Here is a 21761-nt window from a genome sequence, read left to right as displayed (position 1 = left end):
TCCACTGCGGATATTTTCCTGCCTCTGACTACCACCCTTTCGAGGCAGATTTTATGGACCGTCTTACTCTCTCTGGAGCCCTCCTCAGTGCGGTGTTAATCACCGGCTGCAGCGACTCGTCCAGTTCAGGGGCATCCGACCCTCAACCCACCCCCTCCACCCCAACACCAGAGGCTCCGGCGACGACACAGTCTCTGACCGGTACCGCCGCCATCGGCGCCGCCATTACCGATGGTACCGTCACCGCGATTTGCGCTGACGGCAGCACCTTTACTGAATCCGTCACCACCGACGCCAACGGCAACTGGTCGGGCGAAGTCGCCAATGGGGCGATGCCCTGCGCACTGCAAGTCACCGGTGGCAATCCGCCTGTGACCTTACACAGTTATGCGACGGCCGCAGGCACGGTGAATATCACACCGCTTACCGACCTGATTATGGCCAAAGCGACCGGCCAGAGCCCCGCCGACTGGTTTGCGAACTTCAACGGAACCGCGGTGGATACCTCAACAGCGTCCACTGATCTGCTGAATTCGTTTGCTGACAAAGGATTCACTATCCCAGCAACAGGCAACCCCCTGACCACGCCGTTTGCAGCCGACGGCTCGGGCTGGGATGGCCTGCTCGATGACATCGGTGACGCCATCGACAACGATCCTGACATTGCCGACTATGATGCGCTGGTTACGCTGGTCAAAGACGGCAATCTGACGAACCTGCCTGCACCACCTCCGGCAGAAATGTTCAGTATTTCAGGCACTATATCAGGGGCAACCGGCACTGTTATCTGGGAGACCCGCGTCGCCGGCGGCATTGTGCGTGATGGTGGTAATAGCAACGGCTCCGTCCTCTTTTCACCTGATCAGGGTATCGAAGAAGGCAGCATCTGGAATGTCGTCATCAATACACCGCCCGCAGGTCAGACCTGCATGGTCACAGACGGGAGTGGTACGCTATCGGCCGATGTCGACACCGTCTCCATCACCTGTAGCGATGAAGTGGTTGCTCCCACCACGTACAGCATCAGCGGCACGGTCTCAGGTGCTTCTGGCAGCGTGATCTGGGAACTGCGCAAAGACGGCGTATTTTTCAATGATGGCGGTAGTGGCAATGGCGATGTGTCCTTTACCTCTGCAATGGACGCCGGCAGTGACTGGTCCGTGGTGATTGAATCCGCGCCTTCCGGTCAGACCTGTGCGATCAACAATGGCAACGGCTCCCTGACCGCCAATGTGACGACTGTCTCTATCACCTGTTCGGACATCGTTGTCGGCCCCACCACGTACAGCATCAGCGGCACGGCCTCAGGCGCTTCTGGCAGCGTGATCTGGGAACTGTACAAAGACGGTGTATTCTTCAACGATGGCGGTGCGACTAACGGTGCAGTGACCTTCACTGATGCCATGGCCAGTGGCAGCGCCTGGACACTCAGCATCAACTCGGCGCCATCGGGCCAGACCTGCACCATAAGCAACGGCAGTGGCACATTAACCGGCAATGTCAGCAACGTCGCCATCACCTGCGAAGACGAAGTAGTGACGCCACCACCGACTCCAGGCGAGGCACTCTACGATTTTTCTGGCCTGAATCTCGACCCTGAACTGCCCGCAGGCTTCACGCCCATTGCTCCACAGGCATCGCCGATTGATCCATCAAGCAATATTGCCAGCTTGTATGCTCAGCTGGCGGCACAACAACATGACGCGATATTTGCACCGATTCCTGACGAGCTCACTCGAACGATCGACAATATTACGACTGGCAATAGTTACCAAATTACAGAAACAACGGCGACCCATGACTGGTTGAGAGTCACCACTGTAAGCATGGGCGCCGATGCCGTCGCCGACACCAGCGATGACTTCATCATGAGCTATACCATTTCGCCTTTTGGATACCTGGGCGTGTCGTATGGCTTTGATCATCCCGGACAGGATGGCGTGTGGTATACCGAAGACGATATCGCAGCAAGCAGCAATGGTGGCGCGGTGGTCATTTCGCAGGAAAGCCCTCTTGAATTTGAAGGCGCCAGCGAAGGCGCGATTCTGAGCCTACCGTGTCTGGACCCAGGCCAGGATGGCGTTGCCTTTACCGAAGATGACTCTCCGGGATGTATTCTTGGTTACCAGATAATCGTTATCGATGGGGAAGGCAATCGCGGCCAGGTCGTCAACTACAAAGGCAGCGGTGCGGATGAAATATGGTTCACCAGTGATGACGTAGTGGACAGCTATGTCACCGTCACCACTGACCTTAGCATTCCTCAGACCGTCACCGCCGTATACGACGATGAGGGCGAGGATGGCATCTGGTTTACCGATGACGACGTCGTCGACACTCACGTCCAGCAGTTACTGGGCGATAACTACCAGCCGCTGTATGCAGCAAACTATACCCTAGCCGGTAGTGATGCCACCTGGTTCACTGCCGACGACTACGCCAACGGTTACAGTTACTACGGCTATAACGAAGACGGCGATCTACTGATTATTGCCAATCACAGAGGCCCGGGCTTCGATGGCGAATGGTTCACTGCGGATGACTTTGCCAGCGGCACCCTGTCACTGACCAAGGGAACCGATACCGGCACCGTCAGGATTACCGCACCAGTGAACGGTATTGGCCCGGACGGAAAATGGCTGAGCGGCGACGACAATATCTACGGTTACAGCTACCGGATGTATGACGACGCCAACAACGAGCTTGAGCGTGCGGATTTCAGCAGCAAAGGCGCGGACGGCCTCTGGTTTACCTCGGACGACCTACCGACAGCCTCGTACAACTACTTGAAGTACGAACGCGATACCGAGGGGCGTGTGCTTAAGCAGTTTTACTATGACCCCGCGCGCGATCCGAACGCCCCGGCATTCAGCGACAGTCAGATCTATCGCTACAAAGTGTATTCTGCGGATTTCTCCAACAGTCTCGACGTCGGCACAACCGCGTTCGGTAACGATGATATTCCTCTGACGGAAGACGACACTCTGGCTTGGCCATACTCTATCGCCACAGACACAGGCTACGACCAGTACAATCAACCGGGGCCGGATGCTATATGGTTTACCGACGATGACGTACGCAGTGGTTACATCATCGAGACCTATGATGGTAGTCGCCTGATCGTAAGCGAGCGCTACGACATCAATAACACCCTGCTGTTCTATATTGAGTACACCGAACTGTCATCAACGTCTTACCGCATTGAGGAATTTGTGCTCAATGATTCCGGCGCGTTCGTCCTTGCTGGCTATCGCGAGATCGACGAAGACGCTTACGGCAACCCGCTGTTTACCACCGGGTTCGATGCTGCGGGAGAGATCACCAATGTCACCTACACAGAGCGCAATTCGGACGGTCTGATTGTGCGCGAAAGCAGCGCCTACAGCCCCGGCGCAGACGGCATCTGGAAAACGGACGATGATTTCAGTTATTACTCGCTCAGTGAGTACAACGCGGCAGGCGAGCTGGTGATGTCCGCCAGTGAATACTGGGGCAGTGATGGCATCTGGAATACCACAGACGACCGCTACATCGTCAGTGCAATCTATCTTCTCAATTATGGCACTGAGTTGCTGGCATCAAACGCAGGCTTTATCCCGGCCACATGTGCGGATGTCGTTGCTGGTAGCGGAGATATCTCTGTGATGGTGCGCGACGCCAACGGCGCAGCAATCGCAGGGGCTATCGTAATGCTGAACGACAACGATGCCACGGTCACAACGGATGCGTCTGGCATCGCTTCATTCACGGGGCTGTCGGGCACTCAGAATGTGCACGTATTCAATGACGGCTACGGCTACGAGAGCTTCTACTGCGTTGTTCCGGGGCAGGATATCACCCTGTACTCTGAGCTTGACCAGCTTGGCGTGGCAGCAGATCGCTCTTACGTACCTTTCTATAACAATACGGGCGAAAGCTATGTCCTGGCGCTGCTCGATGATAACCATCGGCCTGTGCACGAGGTTGATCGCTTCTTCCTGACCTCCTACGAAGCCAACTATTACTACCAAGACCTCTACTTCGATGTTCCGGTTGGCACGGAAGTCACTGGAAATCTGTGGGCTTTCAAAGTCGAGAGCGGCGTGGTGACCAGCGCAGAAGATCTGGGTAGCCAGACCTTCACCACCATTCCTGCAGGCGAAAATCCGATCGTCGCTGATCGCGAACAGCTGTCCATCAGCTTCACCGCGACAGATCTGGTGACAGTCGCAGTATCCAGCAATGGTCTGGTCAACCTGGGTGGTTTCCTGACACTGGGCTCGCCTGTGCAACTGCCCGGTGCCGACATAGACCTGCCAGAAGCCCGGCTGACAAGCACGGCATATACCGAAACCTGGGAGTACTGGCAGCCCGGCGATGTACTTGACCGCAGCGGTAACATTGCTGAATTTTCCGTGGCGAGCGGCATTGCCTATCGTCCAATCATGGAGAGCCAGAACGACAGCAGTGACAACCCGACAATCAGCTGGACGCCGGTGCGTGACCGTATTAATGGCTACAGCGACCTGACGACACTGCGATTGAAAACCTCTCAGGCGAGTGCCGGCTATCAGACCGCCTGGGCGATTCACTTGCCCGCGGGAGAGAGCACGGTCACCCTGCCGTCGTTGCCATCCGGCATGACCGACACCATGCTGCCGGACAGTCAGTACGCACTGATGCTGGAAACAACGGCCTTCATCGATATGGATTACGACGAAGTAATGGGTACCGTCGATATCAATGATATCGACTACAGCATTGCCACTGAGCTGATGCGCACCAGTTCGCTGGAGGCGAATGCACCTAAGCTGATGCGCTGAGTACCGTTCGCGCATAACGAAAACAAAGCAACAAAAAAACGGGGCCAATGGCCCCGTTTTTTGTGTCAGATTCCTCAACAATCACTCATCCGAAGTTGAGAACTGATACTCTCAGGAATACCCAATCGCCAATGGTATAAAGGCAACAATCATCAGAGCTGTCGCCATCGTCACCAGCGGCAACAGGATCTTCTCATGGCGGTACCAGAAGTTTTCGCCGATCACTTCTTCTTTCGACAACCGGACTTCTTCTTCACCGACCACCTGACGTGTTAACAGGTGGTTAAGCGCAACAGGTGGGCTCAGATAGCCAAGCTCGAAGGCCACCAGCGTCACCATCCAGAAGTGCACCGGATCAATGCCCGCCTGATAAGCGATACCTGCGATGGATACGCTCACAAGCACGACTGCGCCGTATGGGTCCATGATCATGCCGATCACCACCAGTATCGATACGAGCACTGCCATCGCCAGCCATACTGAGTTGAAGTCCACCGGAATATACGACATGAGTTCAGCGCGTTCGACAACGCCGCCAAGACTCATCGACATGCCCATCAGCATCAACAGCGCACCGATGTGAACGATTGCTTCCGTGGTCGACTCACGCAGGGTTTTTTCCATGCTGTCACGGCCGTGTTTCAGATCCGCGAACGAATTTGCCAGGCGCGATTCAACGTAATCTGCATTCAGATTTTCACGTTTAAGTAGACCTTTCTCCTGTGCAATACGCTCATAAGCAATAATCGCCAGCAGCATCACAGGAAGGATGATAGGTGCAGAAAATTCGTCGAGATACGCATCCAGCAGTAACGCGTAAATGGCCAGAACAACACCGATTATAATGACGTACGGAATCAGCGGACGCAGCGAAGTGAAGAACTGCGACCAGGCATCATTACTGAAATCTGCTTTATTCGATTCGCCTTTGCGAGTGAGCAAAGCATAGAGAGCAAACAGAGTAGTCGTCAGTAAGAATACTTTTACACCCCAGCCAAACAGTTGGTCTGTGGTCACTTCTTTATTCAGTGCCGCAACGATAACCACCAGCAGGCATGGACGCAGTACCACCCCCAGAGAGCCAGACATCGCAGTCGCTGCCAGCGCTAGCTGACGACGCGTGCCTGCGCGGCGCAGCTCCAGATAAATCAGACCACCTACCGCAATAACGAAAATACCAGAGCCACCGGTGTAAGCCGTAGGCAGTGCGGCGAGTATGACGAGAACGACCGCAAAGATCTCCGGCGCCAGATTGAAAGGCCGGAATATATTGAACACCTTCTGTGCCATATCGGTCCGCTTCAGCAGCATACCGATCCACACATACAGACCAACGTTCAGGAACAGCTGCGACATTTCCATCATCTGATTCAGATGAATAGCAACGCCCGCCGGATGACCACTGAGAATAAAGTAAAGACCCGTACCAATCGCCATGCTCGCATACAAGGGCACAGATAACTGAGCACGGAGGAAGCTGCCGCCCGGCTTAGCGTCATCAGGAATGACGAAGAACTGATAAATCGAGATAAATATCGGAGCCGCGAAACCCGCTATCCACATCCAATGCAGAACGGCGTGCTCTGTAGAAACGTCGACGCCCGCGGAGAAAACGATGTCTTTGAAATTCCAGACCGAATCAAACAGAACCGTGAAGGCAATGCCCTGAGCCACCGCCGCGACACGATAGTCCATCACGGTTTCCATAGGCTTCAGTGCAATATGGTGACGACGGAACAACGCCGTGCCACCGCAGATCAGTACCAGCACAGCAAGCAGGATGCGCTCTGCAGAAAGACCAATCTCCCCCAACTTAGACACCGCAAGCTCTGCTGAACGGAATACCTCAACCCCCGTGGTAATCTGATCCATGTTCTCTGCATAGTGCTGATGTTTCAGCTGGCAACTCGCCTTTGAAGCCGTCAGCGACTGACGAAGCACCTCTGGATCGGGTGGTGGAGCAGCAAACAGATCAAACTCATCCGCCGGTGGCGCAGCCTCTATGCGCTTCTGAACCTCAGCATCAATGTCCATCTGCGGGTCGCAGGTTGGCTCAACCGGGTCCTGGCGCAGCTGGAAATACCCTTCCCATACCGACTCGCCCAATTGCAGAAGCTGGCCATGAACGGTATGGCTGGTGTTCAGCAGGATAACGAAAACTAAAATCAGAAAAGCAGGCAGCGCCATCGACCATTCAAGCGCCGCATTAACATTGCGTTGGTTATGCATCAGAGATTGCCCCGGAAACGTCTTTTTTTCTTATAGTGAATGCTGAACCCGCTGTACTGGTCAGCATTTATACAAACGCCGGTAAGATCTGTTTTTTATAGACACATGTCAAGAAACTTTACCCAGCGGCAAGCCACTGGCACGAAGTGTGCGGCTTCCAGCCCAGCACCTTGTCCTCTACGCACTCCAAAAAAAACGGGGCCAATGGCCCCGTTTCTACTGCTCAATAAGCAACTAACAACTCAGCGGCTTACCACCACTTCTTGTTGCTGTATGTCGCTGGATCACGCAGCGGCTGGCTAGGACCACGCGCTGGCGCAGTACCATCGATCAGAGACTGCATGTAGTCGTAAGCCATGTCACCGAAGTCACCACACAGTGCCAGAGACTCATCAACGGCTGCCTGGAAGTGAACACCTGCCCAAACGCGGCTCTGACCACAGTCCTGTTCGAACTCACTCCAGGTATTGAATACCAGAGTGGTATCCGCTGCTGGCGTCAGGCCTGGCTCGATACGGGAAGAACCTGCCGGATACTCAACAGGGAAGCCGAGCATGTCGTCACCCAGGAAAGCACGCGCTGACTGAGAGTGTGCTGCACAGAAGCAAGAGGATGCTGATGGGTACTCAGGGTGATCCGCTTCTTCCATGTAAGCGCGCCATTGGTTCGCTGGCAGCATCACAGTGCCTTCACCCGGGCCGCCCCAGGCTTCAACCGGCTGATCGCCGTAGATGTGCTGAATCGCAGAGAACGGACGAACACCGTCGTACTCAGCTTTTTCCTGCCATACGAAAATACCGGCATCAAACGCTGCCATGTTGGTCAGGAAGTCCAGCTGGATGAACTCAAGCAGAGACAGGCCACGAGACTGAGCCGCGAACACAGCAGAGAAACCGAGAGAAAAGATCTTGTTATCAAACAGTTCCGCTTTCAGCTTCTGCTCTTCGGTCAGGTTCGCTGACGCAACCAGAACTTCATCAGCCTGTTGCTTATACAGGTGCTTGAAAGGTGCAAAGCTGTTCGCAGGCCAAGGCACACTGAAACGCTCTGGATCATCGTAAGAATACGGCTCAACGTTCGCGTACTGAGGCGTTACGAACTGCTGCACTTTGTAGAGGCCAAGACCCTTACGCTGAACGTCTGGCTGCCACTTTGAAGGACGCTTGAGATCATACGCCGTGTTCTTTGGCTCATAGCCTGTATAGTCGGCATACGGCTGTGGGTGCACATCTTCATTGATCCAACCAGCCTGGTTCATACCATCATTCAGACGACCTTCTGCCACTGCTGCACCGGCAACGTTACCGATACCGACAGGGGTAGTCAGATCAGTACTGGTGTCATCAGGATCCAGACCTGCTTCAACCAGCATTCCGCGCCATTCTGCAGTGCGCTGTGGCAGCAGCACTTTCAGCACCTGATAAGACGCATACAGAGTCGCAATATTGATGTTCTCGTTGTCTACGCTCTCAGACGCAGGACGATTAGGAATACGTGAATACACACCTACCGCCGTTGGGTGGTAAGGCGCCGACGCGTCGTACCAGGCATTGGTCACCTGTGCTGTCACACGCAGAACCAGGGTTGCGTCACCCGCAGTCGCTGAGATGTCCTGGAAGATTGCAGGCGCGACTTTTGAGATCACCAATTCAACTGGCGCATTTCCTGTCTGCAGGTCGTAGGCAGAAGCCTGGTTTACAGCGATGGAGAGCAGAGCAGACGCTGCGAGAGCAAGCGGACGCCCCTTAAGAAGAGGGAGTTTCATAAGATTTTCCTTATCTGTTATTTAGAGTTTGCACCCAATACCGCCGAATACTTCCGCACGGCAGATAAGAATATGCGCCATTTTCATTTCCGATTCATTGCGTTTGACGGGTATTGCCATGACATAAAAGACAGGTTCAAGCTAAATTACGCCCAATGATTTTATTTGTCGTATAACGACTCAAAAGGCGGCGCAAATTGACAACAACACAAAAGACTATTCACGCCATCGAGCTACACTTAGTCCATTCATGACTCAATATTAATCATGAAACTCGATTTTTTGCTGGTCAATGGAGCTAGAAAGGGAACTTTATTGGATTCACAAAGGTGACGATAACGCTCAATAATCGAAGCCTTCCGCCATGTGCTTGTCCTTGAGCTTGACGTAGTTTTCGGCGGTATAGGTAAAGTACTTGCGCTCTTTTTCGGTGATCGGCCTCGCCTTCTTGGCAGGTGAACCCATGTAAACAAAACCACTTTCGAGCTTCTTACCGGGTGGCACCATAGCGCCAGCACCGATAATGACTTCGTTCTCAACGACAGCACCGTCCATGATCATGGATTTCATACCAACGAGCACCCGGTCTCCTATCGTACAACCATGCAGCATTGCCTGATGGCCGATGGTCACATCATCACCAATAATCAGAGGGAAACCGCCCGGATTAAAGTCGGATGAGTGGGTAATGTGCAGCACCGCACCATCCTGCACAGACACCCGCGAACCAATCCGAATGTGGTGCATATCACCGCGAATTACGGCGAAGGGCCAGACCGAACAGTCTTCGCCCATACGTACATCACCGATGATCACTGCGGTCCGGTCGACAAACACAAACTCTCCCAGCTTGGGCGCGGTTTTTTGGAAAGCACGGATATTCGGGCGACGGATCATGCAGGGCCTCATTTTAACCAGGTGATTTACTTGAGCTTACTTTCGCTAATGCTAGCTAAGCTTAGCACTCCCTGACAGATGAATCTTCGAGCCCATAGATACGGAATATCACGCACCAGATACTTGAACCCCAGATACTTGAATTAGCGCCCTGAACCCCAATACTTATATGCATTATTAACGATATTCCACCGCTCACGGAGCCGCTGTTTATGTCCAACCCGCTTTTGCAGACACACGCTTTACCACCCTTTTCTGACATCAGCGCCGAGCACGTACTGCCGGCGGTGGAAGAACATCTGAACACCAACCGCACCCGCATCAGCGAGTTGCTGGGTAAGTTCGCCAGTGGTGAAGCGACTCCGACCTGGGAATCACTGATCGAACCCATGGACGAGTGGCACGACGAGTTGAGCAAAGCCTGGTCGCCAGTCGGCCACCTGAATGGCGTGCTTAACAGCGATGAACTGCGTGAAGCCTACAACGCCTGTCTGCCGTTGCTGAGCCAGTACTGGACAGAGTTCGGCCAGAACGAAGACCTGTTCAAAGCCTACGACGCGCTGAAGAACAGCCCGGAATTCGACAATCTGAGCGTGCCTCAGAAGACGGCGATCAATAACGCGCTGCGTGACTTCCGTTTATCCGGCATTGATCTGCCCGCCGATAAAAAAGCGCGTTACGCCGAAATCCAGCAGCAGCTGTCAGCCCTGACCAGCAAGTTCAGCGAGAACGTTCTGGATGCTACTGCCGCATGGACCAAGCACATCACCGATGCATCAGAACTCGACGGCGTACCGGAGTCGGGCTTAGGTCTGCTTGCGCAACAAGCCAAACAACGCGAACTCGAAGGCTACGTGATTACCCTCGACTTCCCGTCGTATATGCCGATCATGAGCTACTGCACCAATCGTGAATTGCGTGAAGAGCTGTACACCGCATTTGTAACCCGCGCCTCTGACACCGGCCCGAACGCGGGCGAATTCGACAACAGCCAGAACATGAAAGACATCATGGCGCTGCGCTATGAACTCGCCACGCTGCTCGGCTTCGACAACTATGCCGAATATTCCGTCGCGACCAAAATGGCTGAGTCCGGTCAGGAAGTCATCGACTTCCTCAATGATCTGGCCGCCAAAGCCAAGCCGCAGGCCGAGCGTGAATTCGGAGAGCTGAAAGCCTACGCCGCCGACGAGCTGGGCATGACCGACCTGAAACCTTGGGACGTCACATTCGCCGCCGAAAAACTGCGTCAGGCGCGCTACAGCATTTCACAGGAAGATATCCGTCCGTACCTGCCGGTGAACACAGTGATTAAAGGCATGTTCGAAGTCGTCTCGCGTCTGTACGGCGTTGAATTTGAAGAGCAGAACGAGTTCGACACTTACCACCCGGATGCACGCTTCTTCCACGTCACCAAAGACGGTAAGCAGATTGCGGCCTTCTATCTCGATTTATACGCCCGCTCGAAAAAACGTGGCGGCGCCTGGATGGACGACTGCCGCGTGCGTCGCTCCACCAAAGACGGCGTACAACTGCCGGTCGCCTATCTGGTCTGTAACTTCAGCCCAGCGGTTGGTGACACGCCTGCACTGCTGACCCACGACGAAATGACCACCCTGTTCCACGAGTTTGGTCACGGCCTGCACCACATGATGACCGAGATCGACGTCAGCGCGGTGAGTGGCATTAATGGTGTTGCCTGGGATGCGGTCGAGCTGCCAAGTCAGTTTATGGAGAACTGGTGCTACGAGCCGGAAGCGCTAGCCTTCCTGTCGGGCCACTACAAAACCGGCGAGCCACTGCCACAGGAGCTGCTGGATAAGCTGCTCGCGGCGAAAAACTTCCAGAGCGCCATGATGACCATGCGTCAGCTCGAATTTGCCCTGTTCGACTTCCGCCTGCACCGTGAATACAGCGGCAGCAACCCAGTTACCGCCGAGGAAATTCTCAGCGAAGTGCGCGAAAAAGTGACCGTGGTGCCGACCGTCGACTTCAACCGTTTCCAGCACAGTTTCAGCCACATTTTTGCCGGTGGCTACGCCGCCGGTTACTACAGCTACAAATGGGCCGAAGTGCTGAGCGCAGATGCGTACTCACGTTTTGAAGAAGAAGGCATCTTCAACAAAACCACCGGCGCAAGCTTCCTGAAAGAAATCCTGTCTCAAGGTGGTTCACGTGAAGCGGCTGAACTGTTTGAGGCTTTCCGCGGCCGCAAGCCATCGGTTGAACCGTTGTTGCGTCATTCTGGTATTGAAATCCCGGAGGTCGCATGAGCGACGCTCCGAACGAATATCAGGCCCCTAAACGTCCGCGCCGCTTTATCGCCGGTGCGGTTTGCCCCAAGTGCTCCGAAATGGACCGCACCGTGATGTACACCAACGACGACGGCGACGAAGTCCGCGAGTGCATCAGCTGTGGTTACAGCCAGACCAGTAAAGAACAAGCGCAAGAGAACTCTCAGGCAAATACGCTGGCAACCGAGCTGACCACACGGGTGACACCCGTCGATGGCAAAGCGCTGCTGGACGAAGATGTGAAGCCGCTGAGGATTATGGGCTTAGAAGATACTGACAGTAAGTAAAACCGGTGCCACATCACGTTTTACTAAAGTCTTGCTGCACCTGCGGGATATTTCCCCTTAAACTGTTGTCACAACCAACAGACACAACAACAGCACCCAATATAAAGCGGGCATTGTGGCAGGACGCCGCAATGTCCGTTTCCGTATCCGGATGACCGTTGAGCACAGAATAGGTGTGCTGATCGCTCAGAATACGTAGCTTATGCCAACACCAACTTCAGACTCATCGTCGATCTCGTCAGACGAGTTCTCTGTCGCGAAGACGTAGAGACTCACATCGTTACCCAGGTCGTAGGTTGCCCCCAGGCTCGCGCTCGTGCTGCTCTCGGCCACATTATCAGATGCGCCATACTGCACCTGCACAGCCAGCTCTGTATTGATGGGGACTACAGCAGATGCCAGCCAACCGGTCGTCGCCTCTGACTCAGCGAGTACATCGCGATGCTCCCAGAGAGCACCTAGCGCCACAGGTCCCAGTGGGTAACGAAGCACAAGACGAACAAGGTCGATGTCGTCGCCCTCGGTGTCATAGGCAATGCCTGCACAGAGGGCGCGACGGTCGCTGCAAGGCCTGCGGCGATCACGCCTGTTCTGATTGTTTTCTTCATTTCTCTAACTATTTTTAATCCAGTCACGGTTAAAGGTCAGAGGCTATTGTCCTGTGCCCAGCGATCAAACTCCGGCATCACTCGTGGCAGACCTGTCCCGGTAACCAACATATGGTCCTGGTTGAAAAGCTCGACGAACTTTCCGTGTTCGAAACGCAGCGCTGTCGTTTTACCAATAGGCGTTCGGACGATGCGGTCATCGCTCCCGGCAATCACCAGAACCGGCGTTGTAATACGTTCTGGATAGACTTTACTGGCGCGTTTCTTATCCAGAAACCACATGGCCATCTCGAAGTAAGCCTTACCGGATTCAGCTTTCAGCTGCACAAAGGCATCACGCATTAACTGCTCATCCTGTAGGTGCCCGGTGCTCCAGATAAAGCTTTCCCATTCAGGCATCAACGGCTTACGCCAGAAGCCCCAACGCGAGAAATGATGCTGGAAAGTACGCAGCATAGAAGGATAAGCCGCAAAAATGCCGGCCGCGGGCGCAGGTGCCAGCAACATCAGACCGGCGTGTTCCACTTCCTGAGCAATAAGTTGCGCGATCAGGCCGCCCATTGACCATCCGACAATGATCGGTGGCTGGCTCAGACCGTTGATCAGTTCAATAAAGTCGTCCCGGTAATCCAACAGACTGTTGTCTTTCATCGCCAGTGCGCCTTCAAGCAGGGGCAGCTCATGATGACGCAAGGGCGGCGCATGAACTTCGTAGCCACGCTCTTCGAAAGCTTGCTTCATATCGTCCCAGACTTCGGGATAACAGTAGGTTCCGGCAACCAATACAACAGGGGCTTTTGTCTTCGGCATGGAAATAATCTCTTTTTTATCTGCTGGCCATAAATTAACAGAGCCATAGTGTGCTGTCCCGGACAAATGCGTCCAATACGGGTGGCAGCTTGGCACGGGTAGGTTACACTCCTGAGTGTCGATGAAGGAGAACTGTTTTGATAGCCCGGCGACTGTTAACCCTGCTTTCAGCCCTGGTACTGGTCCAACTGGCTGGCTGCGCAACGTATGGAAGCGGTGTCCAACAGGCACTGACAGCGGTTGAGGAAGGCGACTACGCCAAGGCGGCAACACAGATTCAGTCGTCTCTTTCTGCCGATGGCAAAGACCGCCTGCTCTACAACCTGGAGCTTGGCGTTATTCGTCACCTTGAAGGCAACTACGCAGAGAGTAATCGCCTGCTCGAAGACGCGGCGCGCATTAGTGAGGCGCTGAAGAAAAAACAACTCCGCGATAGCCTTATGGTCATGATGAGTAACCCGCGCAATGCTGATTATGCGGGCAACACTCACGAAGAAATGATGATCTACTACTACAAGGCCCTGAACTACCTTGCGATTGCGGGGCAGTTGTCGCCCGGTAACGCTCGCCTCGATGCCGTTGAAGGCGCACGCATTGAATCCCGTCGCCTGTTACTTCGTCTGCAGGCCCTGCGTAATAACGAAGGCTCTTACAACCAGTACAAAGACAAAGAAGAACGCACCTTCTCAAAGGTCATGGATGTCTTCTCAGTGCTGGTCGGTAACCTGGTCGACACCGACGACCTCACCTACCGGGACGACGCCATGGCGCACTACCTGACGGGCGTCAGCTTCGAAATGAACGACGAGTACGACAACGCCCGGATCAGTTATCTGAAAGCCGCAGAAAGCTACGAGTCCGGTTACTCAGAACAGTTTCAACTCGGCAACGGCATGGTTCAGCAAGCCTGGCTGGATGTTGCCCGAATGATGCGCAGGACCGGGTTCTCAGACAACGAAATAACTCAGGTCACCGTCGGCAAGCTCTCTGAATCGCAACTGAGCCTGCTGGACAGCGTTGCTGATAAAAGCCAGTTACTGGTGATTGAACACAAAGGCCGGGTGCCAGAAAAGAAAGAGTTGAACCTTCAACTCTCAATCAACCCGAACCTGCGGGCTCTTGAGCTACAGCCATACTTTTTTGAATACTCACAAGAAGAGATCAACTGGTTCTACCTGCTTTATGCAGACAAAATGTTCTATGGTCTGGTGGCAGACTATCTCAACGCCACCCGTAATTTCCGGGTCGACTTTTTCACCAAGACCATATTCCTTGGCCCGCTGTACGACACCGCCGAAAGCATGGGCCTGACCAACGCCATCGGCAATTCTCTGAGGGTAGCCGTTCCTTATTACGGTCGCCCTCTCGATTACGGGCAAAGCCTGCTGACCATTGATCAACAGACCTGGTCTCTGGATCCGGCCGCCAGCCCGCAGTTGATGGCCATTCAGGAACAGATGAAAAATGCGGGGCCAGAGATCCGTGCTGCCCTGTCCCGCGCTGCAGTGAAAGCCATTACAGCGTCAGCGATCGGCTCGCAGGACTCCACTGGCCTTCTGGCCTTCGCTGGCAAACTTGCCGCTCAGCTCTCAGACGCGGCAGAAACCCGAAGCTGGTTACTGCTGCCTGGCGAAATACAGATCAGACGCTTGTTTCTTGAGCCCGGCGACCACACACTAACCCTCGACTCGCACCTGACCGACAATAGGCGGCAGCAAATCCAGAAGCAGGTATCCCTCAAACCGGGTGATATTCAGCTCTGGACTGTGCGCACGACGGGAGCTAATACAACCAGTAAGGCACTGCCTGAAAAGAATGAAGCTGCTCCTGAGCCGGATACTCAAGACGGAACTCCGACGACGGACTCCGTTCCAAAAACAGATAAACCGACCCGAAGACTGCCAACGAAGGAATGAAATTATGTTAAACCCTATTGCCCGATTCGCTGCCCTGACCATGGTTGGCGCAGCTGTTCTGACCGCTGGTTGCGCGACCAAAGTCAGTCGTGTTGATCCAGCAGAAGAAATCGCTCTGTCTGATCAGTGGAATAACAAAGATTCGGAGCTGGTCGCGACCGAAATGATCAACGACATGCTGTCGTTTCCTTGGGTGTCTGACTTCGAACTGGAAAACAATGAGCGCCCGACCATTATTATCCAGCGCATCGCGAACAAGTCGCACGAACATATCGCCGTTGATACCTTCGTTAATGACATCAAGCGCGCCCTGCTGCGCTCAGGTAAAGCAGACTTTGTCGTAGCTGGTGAAGAACGTGATGCCGTCCGTGATGAGCGTCGTGATCAGGAGCTGAACTCACGTAATGCGAAAGAGATGGGCCAGGAAGACGCGGCTGACTTTGCCCTGTCAGGTTCAATCAACAGCATCGTCGATGAAGCCGGTAAGAAGCGCGTAACTTTCTATCAGGTGGACATGAAGCTCATCAATATGGAAAGCAATCGCGAAGTCTGGAATGGCCAGAAGAAAATTCAGAAACTGCAGGAGCGTTGAGTTCTTCTTAACTTTCTGAGCTTCCACAAAAAAGCCTCTCTGGTGTGATCAGAGAGGCTTTTTTAATGCATGGTCAAAAGCAACCATAAACGTAATCAGAACAGGATGCGATATCCCGCAGTCACACCCTGAGCATCGCCGGAGAAGCGCGTGAACATCAGCTCGACCAGCTCGTCCTCGGAGACCTGATAATCAGCACCCAGGCCATAAGAAAATAACCATTCACTGTTACTTTCAACATTAAGCCCGCGCTCACCCTCGGCATCAATCACACTACTACCCAGTCGAATAACCGTGCTCCAGCTCTCACTCATCGCCCACGCCGGGCGGTACTGGCCAAACACCGACCACGCGGAGTAACTGATCGCCGCTGTGTTTACACTGGCTTCGCCAAGATTGGTGTACTGAACCAGTGCGCTCCACTCAGAAGAGATATGCCATGCAGCGTTAATAAAAGCTGACGCATCAATATAATCTTCTTCGGTAGGCTCAATATTCAGGTCTGGTGAGAAGCGGGTAAAACCAACCCCGCCTCCGACGCTGAAATTTTCAGCATGAGCTGGCGCAATCGCAGCCAATGCGAGAACCACGGCCATCAGCTGACGGCGGGTACGAGCAGTGAACGCCAGAATCGCCACCATCAACCACCAGAAACCCTGACTCATGGAACCACCGGTGCCAGCCTCGACATCGGTTCCCGGGTTATTGGACACATCCAGACGGTCCGGAATGCCATCACCATCACTGTCGAGATCAGCATCCGGGGCCTGATCCGGTTCTTCTGCTACAGGTAGCGCAATCTCGCTGTCGATGTCATCGCGGATACCGTCGTTATCGGCATCATCATCAAGGAAGTCAGCAATGCCGTCGCCGTCGAGGTCGCTGAGTTCGCGATCATCGCGAACGCCGTTGTTGTTGGTGTCGGTACCGAAAACAGTTCCGTTCACTTCAGCATCAACACCATCGTCAATGCCGTCAGCATCTGCATCCTGACCGGTGAAGAAGTCGAACTGGCTGTTTTCTTCACTGTCCGGGATTCCGTCACCGTCATCGTCGTCATCCAGGTGGTTAGGGACGCCGTCACCATCAAAATCGCGCAGTGAGCCAAAGGCCCCGATGGCGTTATCAATGACATCCATCAGACCATCCCGATCTACATCGGTGTCACTGTCGATGCGCCCATCTTCATCAAGATCCAGTGCAGCACGGATACCAGCGAGAATCAGATCGCGATCCACACCGTTACTGAACAGTTCGAAGAAATCTGGCTCGCCATCGGTATCTGTATCCGGCAATAACGTCAGATCAGAAATCAGATCCGCCAGATTATCCAGCAAACCGTCTTCGTTGCTATCGCTATGACCTGCTTCTACCAGATCCGATACACCGTCGTTATCGGAATCCATATCCAGAGAGTTGATCAGACCATCTTCATCAACATCCACCAGGTTGTAAGCGTACCCTTTCGATGCCGCAGCAGCGACCGCACCCGGCGCGATAGGTGTTACAACACGGGCCTGATAGTAAGCGATCAGCTCGGCTGGTGTATCAACATCGTCATTAACACCATCGTTGTTTGCATCCGGGCCGTTAGTCCAGTCATAACGATGATCGTAGGCATCGAAGATGTCGCTGATACCGTCTGCGTCATCATCCGGGAGTGAAGCAAGCAGGCGTCCGTATTCGAGGTTATCGCGAATACCGTCGCTGTCGGCATCGACATCATCGCGATCGGCAATGCCATCACGATCGGTATCGATACTGTCGTCACCTTCAAACAGGTTCGGCAGGCCGTCGTTATCATCGTCCTGGCCCTCCATGATCACGTCAATCAGGGCTTCGATTTCTTCAACCGTATCAACGCTCTCACCTGACGACTGATTGGCAACCGCACGGTTCAGAATCGGCAGAATACGAGTAAGCTCGTCTTCGCTGACGTTGTCCACGCCCACCAGCTGGTAATCTTCCAGCTCAGGCACTTCTGCCAGCGGATCACCGACGCTGCCTTCAATGGTATTTGCTGCGTTTTCTTCACGGGTGATTACGGCGCTTGATGCCGCAGTCGCCATCTCATTCACGCCCAGATCATCAGTGAAGAAAATTGAAACAGAGATAACCTTGCCAGCATCTGCTGGTGTCAGTTCGTAGCTCGCTGTCGAACTTACGGAATCAGTACCACTGAACCAACTGTAAGTGAAGGATGCTCCCGAAGTACCGTTTACATCAGATACCGAGAGGCTCAGCACTTCACCGACAACCACATCACCAAAAATCACAGCCTGAGAAGGCGTGTTAACCGTGACCGAGAGTGTCACAGCTACGGTATTGGCAAAATCATCACTCAAGGTCAGCGCGACAGGGAATACCCCCGTCACATTCGTCGCTGGTGTAAAGCTGAGTGTCTGCACATTATCGAGTAACGTCAGGCTGACCCAGTCAGGGTTACCTGCCTGAAGAGCAAATGCCGTGGTGTCACCGGTTGCATCCGCAGCACTCAGACCATAAGTCGCGGTGCTTTCATTACTGATCAGAAGCTCAGTCAGCCCCGTGTACACAGGCACGCTGTTCACGCTGGCTACCAGAGATGCAATTTCTTCTGGTGTATCCAGACCTGTGCCAGTACGCGCCTGAATCGCTGCCTGATATTTGGCATTGTTCGCTTCGATCGCGCCGCTGACGCCATCAACTGCATTCAGCTCGACGTAAGTGATGCCGTTCGGCAGGCCGGCCGCCATCGAGATCGCTGTGACTTCGGCATCCAGCACCGTAATGGTCAGCGTCTGTTCAACAACGTTAAAGCCGTCGGTGACTTCGATTATGGCATCGAACACCCGTCCGCTTTCATTCACCGGCGTGCCAGTAAGCTCACCTGCTACTGACAGGCTCAGCCACACAGGAAGATCCTGGCCGGCTTTAAAGCCAAAGGTCAGATCGTCACCATTGCTGTCGGTGGCTGCGAGGGTAATTTCTGAATTTTCGTTCTCAAGGAAGGTAAACGCAGAAGCTGACGTAATCGCAGGCAAAGAGTTCACATTAGCGACCATAGCCGCAATTTCCGCCGGAGTATCCAGATCTTCAGCAGTCAGGCTCTCAATCGCCGCCTGATAGGCGCTGTTGTTCTCAGGAATCGCATCCGTCACGCCGTCAACCGCGTTCAGCTCCACGCTGGTGATACTGTTAACAGTGCCCGCCACAGAAGAAATGGCATTTACCTCAGCATCAATCACGGTCACTTCAATCGTCTGTTCAACCACGGTAAAGGTATCGCTGACCTGAACGATGATATTGAACACGCGGCCCGTTTCATTCACTGGGGTTCCGGTCAGAGTATTACCTGAAATGCCCAGCCAGGCTGGTAAATCCTGACCCGCTTTAATGCCAAAGATCAGTGCATCGTTAGCAGTATCCGTTGCCATCAGAGGGAAGTTAAAGACCTCACCCTCCAGAACGGACACCGTATCCGCGGAAAGGAATACAGGCACACTGTTCACGCTGGCGACCAGAGATGCAATTTCTTCTGGTGTATCCAGATCTGTGCCAGTGCGCGCCTGAATCGCCGCCTGATATTTCGCGTTATTCGCTTCGATCGCGCCGCTGACGCCGTCGATGGCATTCAGCTCGACATAGGTAATAGTGTTCGCGGTGCCTGCGACTGAAGAAACGGCATTCACTTCGGCGTCCACAACTGTAATACTCAGCGTCTGCTCAACCACGTTGAAGCCATCGGTAACTTCGATGATGGCATCGAACACGCGTCCGGTTTCGTTCACCGGCGTACCGGTCAACTTGCCCGCCGCTGACAGGTTCAGCCACAGAGGAAGATCCTGACCGGCTTTAAAGCTGATGGTCAGAGTGTCATTGCTGGCATCGGTGGCGGTCAGAGTCACGTCGAAGGCGCTGTTTTCGAGGAAGGAATAGGAAGCAGGAGACGTCATCACCGGAACTGACTTCGCCGACTCCAGGTCAGCAATCCGGGATTCCAGTGCATCCAGTTGTTCACTCACCAGCGCAACCGCTTTGTACTGTGCATCCAACGGCAGCTTGCGCAACTGCGTGCGGGTAATAAGATCCAGTTCGTTAACCGCTTCAGCAAGGTTACTCAGTCTGCGCAGGGCGGCGGGATTACCCAATGACACGGCCTCATCGACCACTTCGGCACCGGTTCCCAGTGTGACAAACGACGGAACCTCGCGAATATCGGTCACAGGAGGTTCAGGGTCAGAAGGGTCCGCAGGCGGTGCAAAATCCCGTGTCGCTTTTCTGCCAAGAACAACGACATCTTCTGTTACAGCCTGAGCACTCTGCATGACAACGTTGGCACAGCGCTCAGTACCATCCGTAAGGTAAGCGCCGAGATCAAGGCTTTCGTACTCTGCGGGCTCACCTGCGGGTATCGTACCGACGGCGGTGGCTTCAACAATAGGAAATGGCCCTGACATACCTGTGACGACACATTCGTAATCAATCGCCGAACCATTACTCAGGGCGGAGCGGCTCGTGGTCGCCCCACGTTGAAAGGCAAACATGTTACGGCCACCATTCGAGCTGTCATTCGCAGTCAGCCACCAGGAGTTGCCCCATTCATAGGGGTAGTAGTAGTTGCCGGCAACCGCATACTCGTCCGCGAAATCCTCGCGATGATCGACGGCGGCCGTGGTATCCACAAAGGCCAGGCGCAGGTTGTTTTCTTTCAGTTTAGCGGCGTAATCCGGGTGCCCTGAACCTCTGACAAAGGATTCACTCGAAACACAATCCCTCCCCGTACAGAAACTTCCGGTCACGATATAGTTTTCGGCGACAGGCTCAATTGCCAGCACCGAAGGGGCAAAAAACAGAGCCCCCAACATGGTTTGTTTTAAATTTGTCATGATGCTTCCGATTACTTCTCGAGTTCAGTCACGCGATCGGAAAGCGCGGTCAGGCGATCATTCAACGCACTGATTGCTGCATCCAGCTGAGCTTTTTCAGGCGCCACATCGAGACCACTGACGATGCTTTGAGCAGTACGCAGGTTGACCGCGTCGGTATCCGCCTCGGCATCCGCAACATAGGCGACACGACGGCTTGCATCAGAACTGCCCACCGACACAGCACCTTCAACTACAACGGACATAGACCCCAGAGCGACGTCGCCCTCTGGCGAAATCTCAAATACCCGGCGTTGACTGGTCGCATCTTCAATAAAGAAGCTCGCCTGATCTCCAGCCACCTCGTCGGACACACCTATCTGCCAGTCGTTTTTCGGGAAGCTGACCGAGTTACTGGTGTCATCAAACAGAATCTGCGGGCTCTCACTCTTTACCCGCAGAGTTTCAAAGCCCATGACTTCTCCTTCCTGACAATCTGCACCAATACAGGTGCTCTCCATCACAATCAGTGGCCCGGAAATAACCTCGTCAGCCATTACGTTGCCCGCTACACTCAGAAGCAGTGCACTTATAAAGTAGTTTTTCATCAGGGGGTCCTTTTCAATTGGCAGGTTGTCGTCGCAAGACAAAAATTTTGCGAACAATTGCTTAATAATTAACCACTGTCAAGTAATGTCTAATCTCTGTTACTGA

At 53.9% G+C, this 21761-nt stretch carries 13 protein-coding genes; 5 read left to right on the top strand and 8 right to left on the bottom strand.

Annotated features, from left to right (window positions below; all coding sequences use genetic code 11):
- The first annotated feature begins 53 nt into the window (after window positions 1–53).
- Window positions 54–4802: a hypothetical protein gene (locus BW941_RS04450; RefSeq protein WP_076514447.1), complete on the top strand. Its 4749-nt coding sequence runs from the start codon at window positions 54–56 to the stop codon at window positions 4800–4802.
- Window positions 4803–4913: 111 nt separating this feature from the next.
- Here the strand turns inward: BW941_RS04450 and BW941_RS04445 are convergent, their stop codons facing one another.
- The 3 genes from BW941_RS04445 to BW941_RS04435 form a co-directional block, all read right to left on the bottom strand.
- Window positions 4914–7031, bottom strand: coding sequence for a TRAP transporter large permease subunit (locus BW941_RS04445; protein ID WP_076514446.1), 2118 nt, complete (start codon window positions 7029–7031; stop codon window positions 4914–4916).
- Between the two features lie 250 nt (window positions 7032–7281).
- Window positions 7282–8796 (bottom strand): vanadium-dependent haloperoxidase, encoded by a 1515-nt coding sequence (locus tag BW941_RS04440; protein ID WP_076514445.1) that lies wholly within the window; start codon window positions 8794–8796, stop codon window positions 7282–7284.
- A gap of 342 nt (window positions 8797–9138) precedes the next feature.
- Window positions 9139–9693, bottom strand: coding sequence for a gamma carbonic anhydrase family protein (locus BW941_RS04435; protein WP_076514444.1), 555 nt, complete (start codon window positions 9691–9693; stop codon window positions 9139–9141).
- A 212-nt stretch (window positions 9694–9905) separates the two neighbouring features.
- Between BW941_RS04435 and prlC the strand changes: the two genes are divergently transcribed.
- Complete coding sequence (gene prlC, locus BW941_RS04430; protein WP_076514443.1) at window positions 9906–11966, top strand: oligopeptidase A; 2061 nt, start codon at window positions 9906–9908, stop codon at window positions 11964–11966.
- On the top strand, window positions 11963–12274 hold the full coding sequence (locus BW941_RS04425) for a YheV family putative zinc ribbon protein (RefSeq protein WP_076514442.1): 312 nt from the start codon (window positions 11963–11965) through the stop codon (window positions 12272–12274). Before prlC ends, BW941_RS04425 begins: the two co-directional genes overlap by 4 nt.
- Before the next feature lie 186 nt (window positions 12275–12460).
- Here BW941_RS04425 and BW941_RS04420 read toward each other — a convergent pair whose 3' ends face one another.
- Genes BW941_RS04420 through BW941_RS04415 form a run of 3 tightly spaced genes read right to left on the bottom strand, consistent with a single transcriptional unit; the run spans window position 12461 to window position 13692 of the window.
- Window positions 12461–12766: a porin gene (locus BW941_RS04420; RefSeq protein WP_076514441.1), complete on the bottom strand. Its 306-nt coding sequence runs from the start codon at window positions 12764–12766 to the stop codon at window positions 12461–12463.
- Window positions 12733–12882, bottom strand: a complete 150-nt coding sequence (locus BW941_RS17920; protein ID WP_245820050.1) for a hypothetical protein — start codon at window positions 12880–12882, stop codon at window positions 12733–12735. Before BW941_RS17920 ends, BW941_RS04420 begins: the two co-directional genes overlap by 34 nt.
- Before the next feature lie 36 nt (window positions 12883–12918).
- Window positions 12919–13692 carry an alpha/beta hydrolase gene (locus BW941_RS04415; RefSeq protein WP_076514440.1) on the bottom strand — a complete coding sequence of 258 codons (774 nt, stop codon included), beginning with the start codon at window positions 13690–13692 and terminating at the stop codon, window positions 12919–12921.
- 137 nt (window positions 13693–13829) lie between these two features.
- Here BW941_RS04415 and BW941_RS04410 point away from each other — a divergent pair, with 137 nt between their 5' ends.
- Entirely contained in the window at window positions 13830–15608 is a 1779-nt protein-coding gene (locus BW941_RS04410) for a COG3014 family protein (protein ID WP_076514439.1), read from the top strand.
- 4 nt (window positions 15609–15612) lie between these two features.
- Window positions 15613–16200 carry a penicillin-binding protein activator LpoB gene (locus tag BW941_RS04405; protein ID WP_068435438.1) on the top strand — a complete coding sequence of 196 codons (588 nt, stop codon included), beginning with the start codon at window positions 15613–15615 and terminating at the stop codon, window positions 16198–16200.
- A 95-nt stretch (window positions 16201–16295) separates the two neighbouring features.
- Here the strand turns inward: BW941_RS04405 and BW941_RS04400 are convergent, their stop codons facing one another.
- Together BW941_RS04400 and BW941_RS04395 are read right to left on the bottom strand one after the other, a co-directional pair.
- The gene (locus BW941_RS04400; protein ID WP_076514438.1) at window positions 16296–21068 is read right to left on the bottom strand and encodes a putative Ig domain-containing protein; all 4773 of its coding nucleotides are present in this window, start codon (window positions 21066–21068) and stop codon (window positions 16296–16298) included.
- Between the two features lie 11 nt (window positions 21069–21079).
- Complete coding sequence (locus tag BW941_RS04395; RefSeq protein ID WP_076514437.1) at window positions 21080–21655, bottom strand: hypothetical protein; 576 nt, start codon at window positions 21653–21655, stop codon at window positions 21080–21082.
- Between the last annotated feature and the right edge of the window lie 106 nt (window positions 21656–21761).

Source organism: Thalassolituus maritimus (assembly GCF_900156675.1).
In the GTDB taxonomy this organism is placed as follows: Bacteria; Pseudomonadota; Gammaproteobacteria; order Pseudomonadales; family Oceanobacteraceae; genus Thalassolituus; species Thalassolituus maritimus.
Note: the sequence above shows the minus strand (reverse complement) of the source record. Positions and strands in the feature narration are given on the sequence as shown.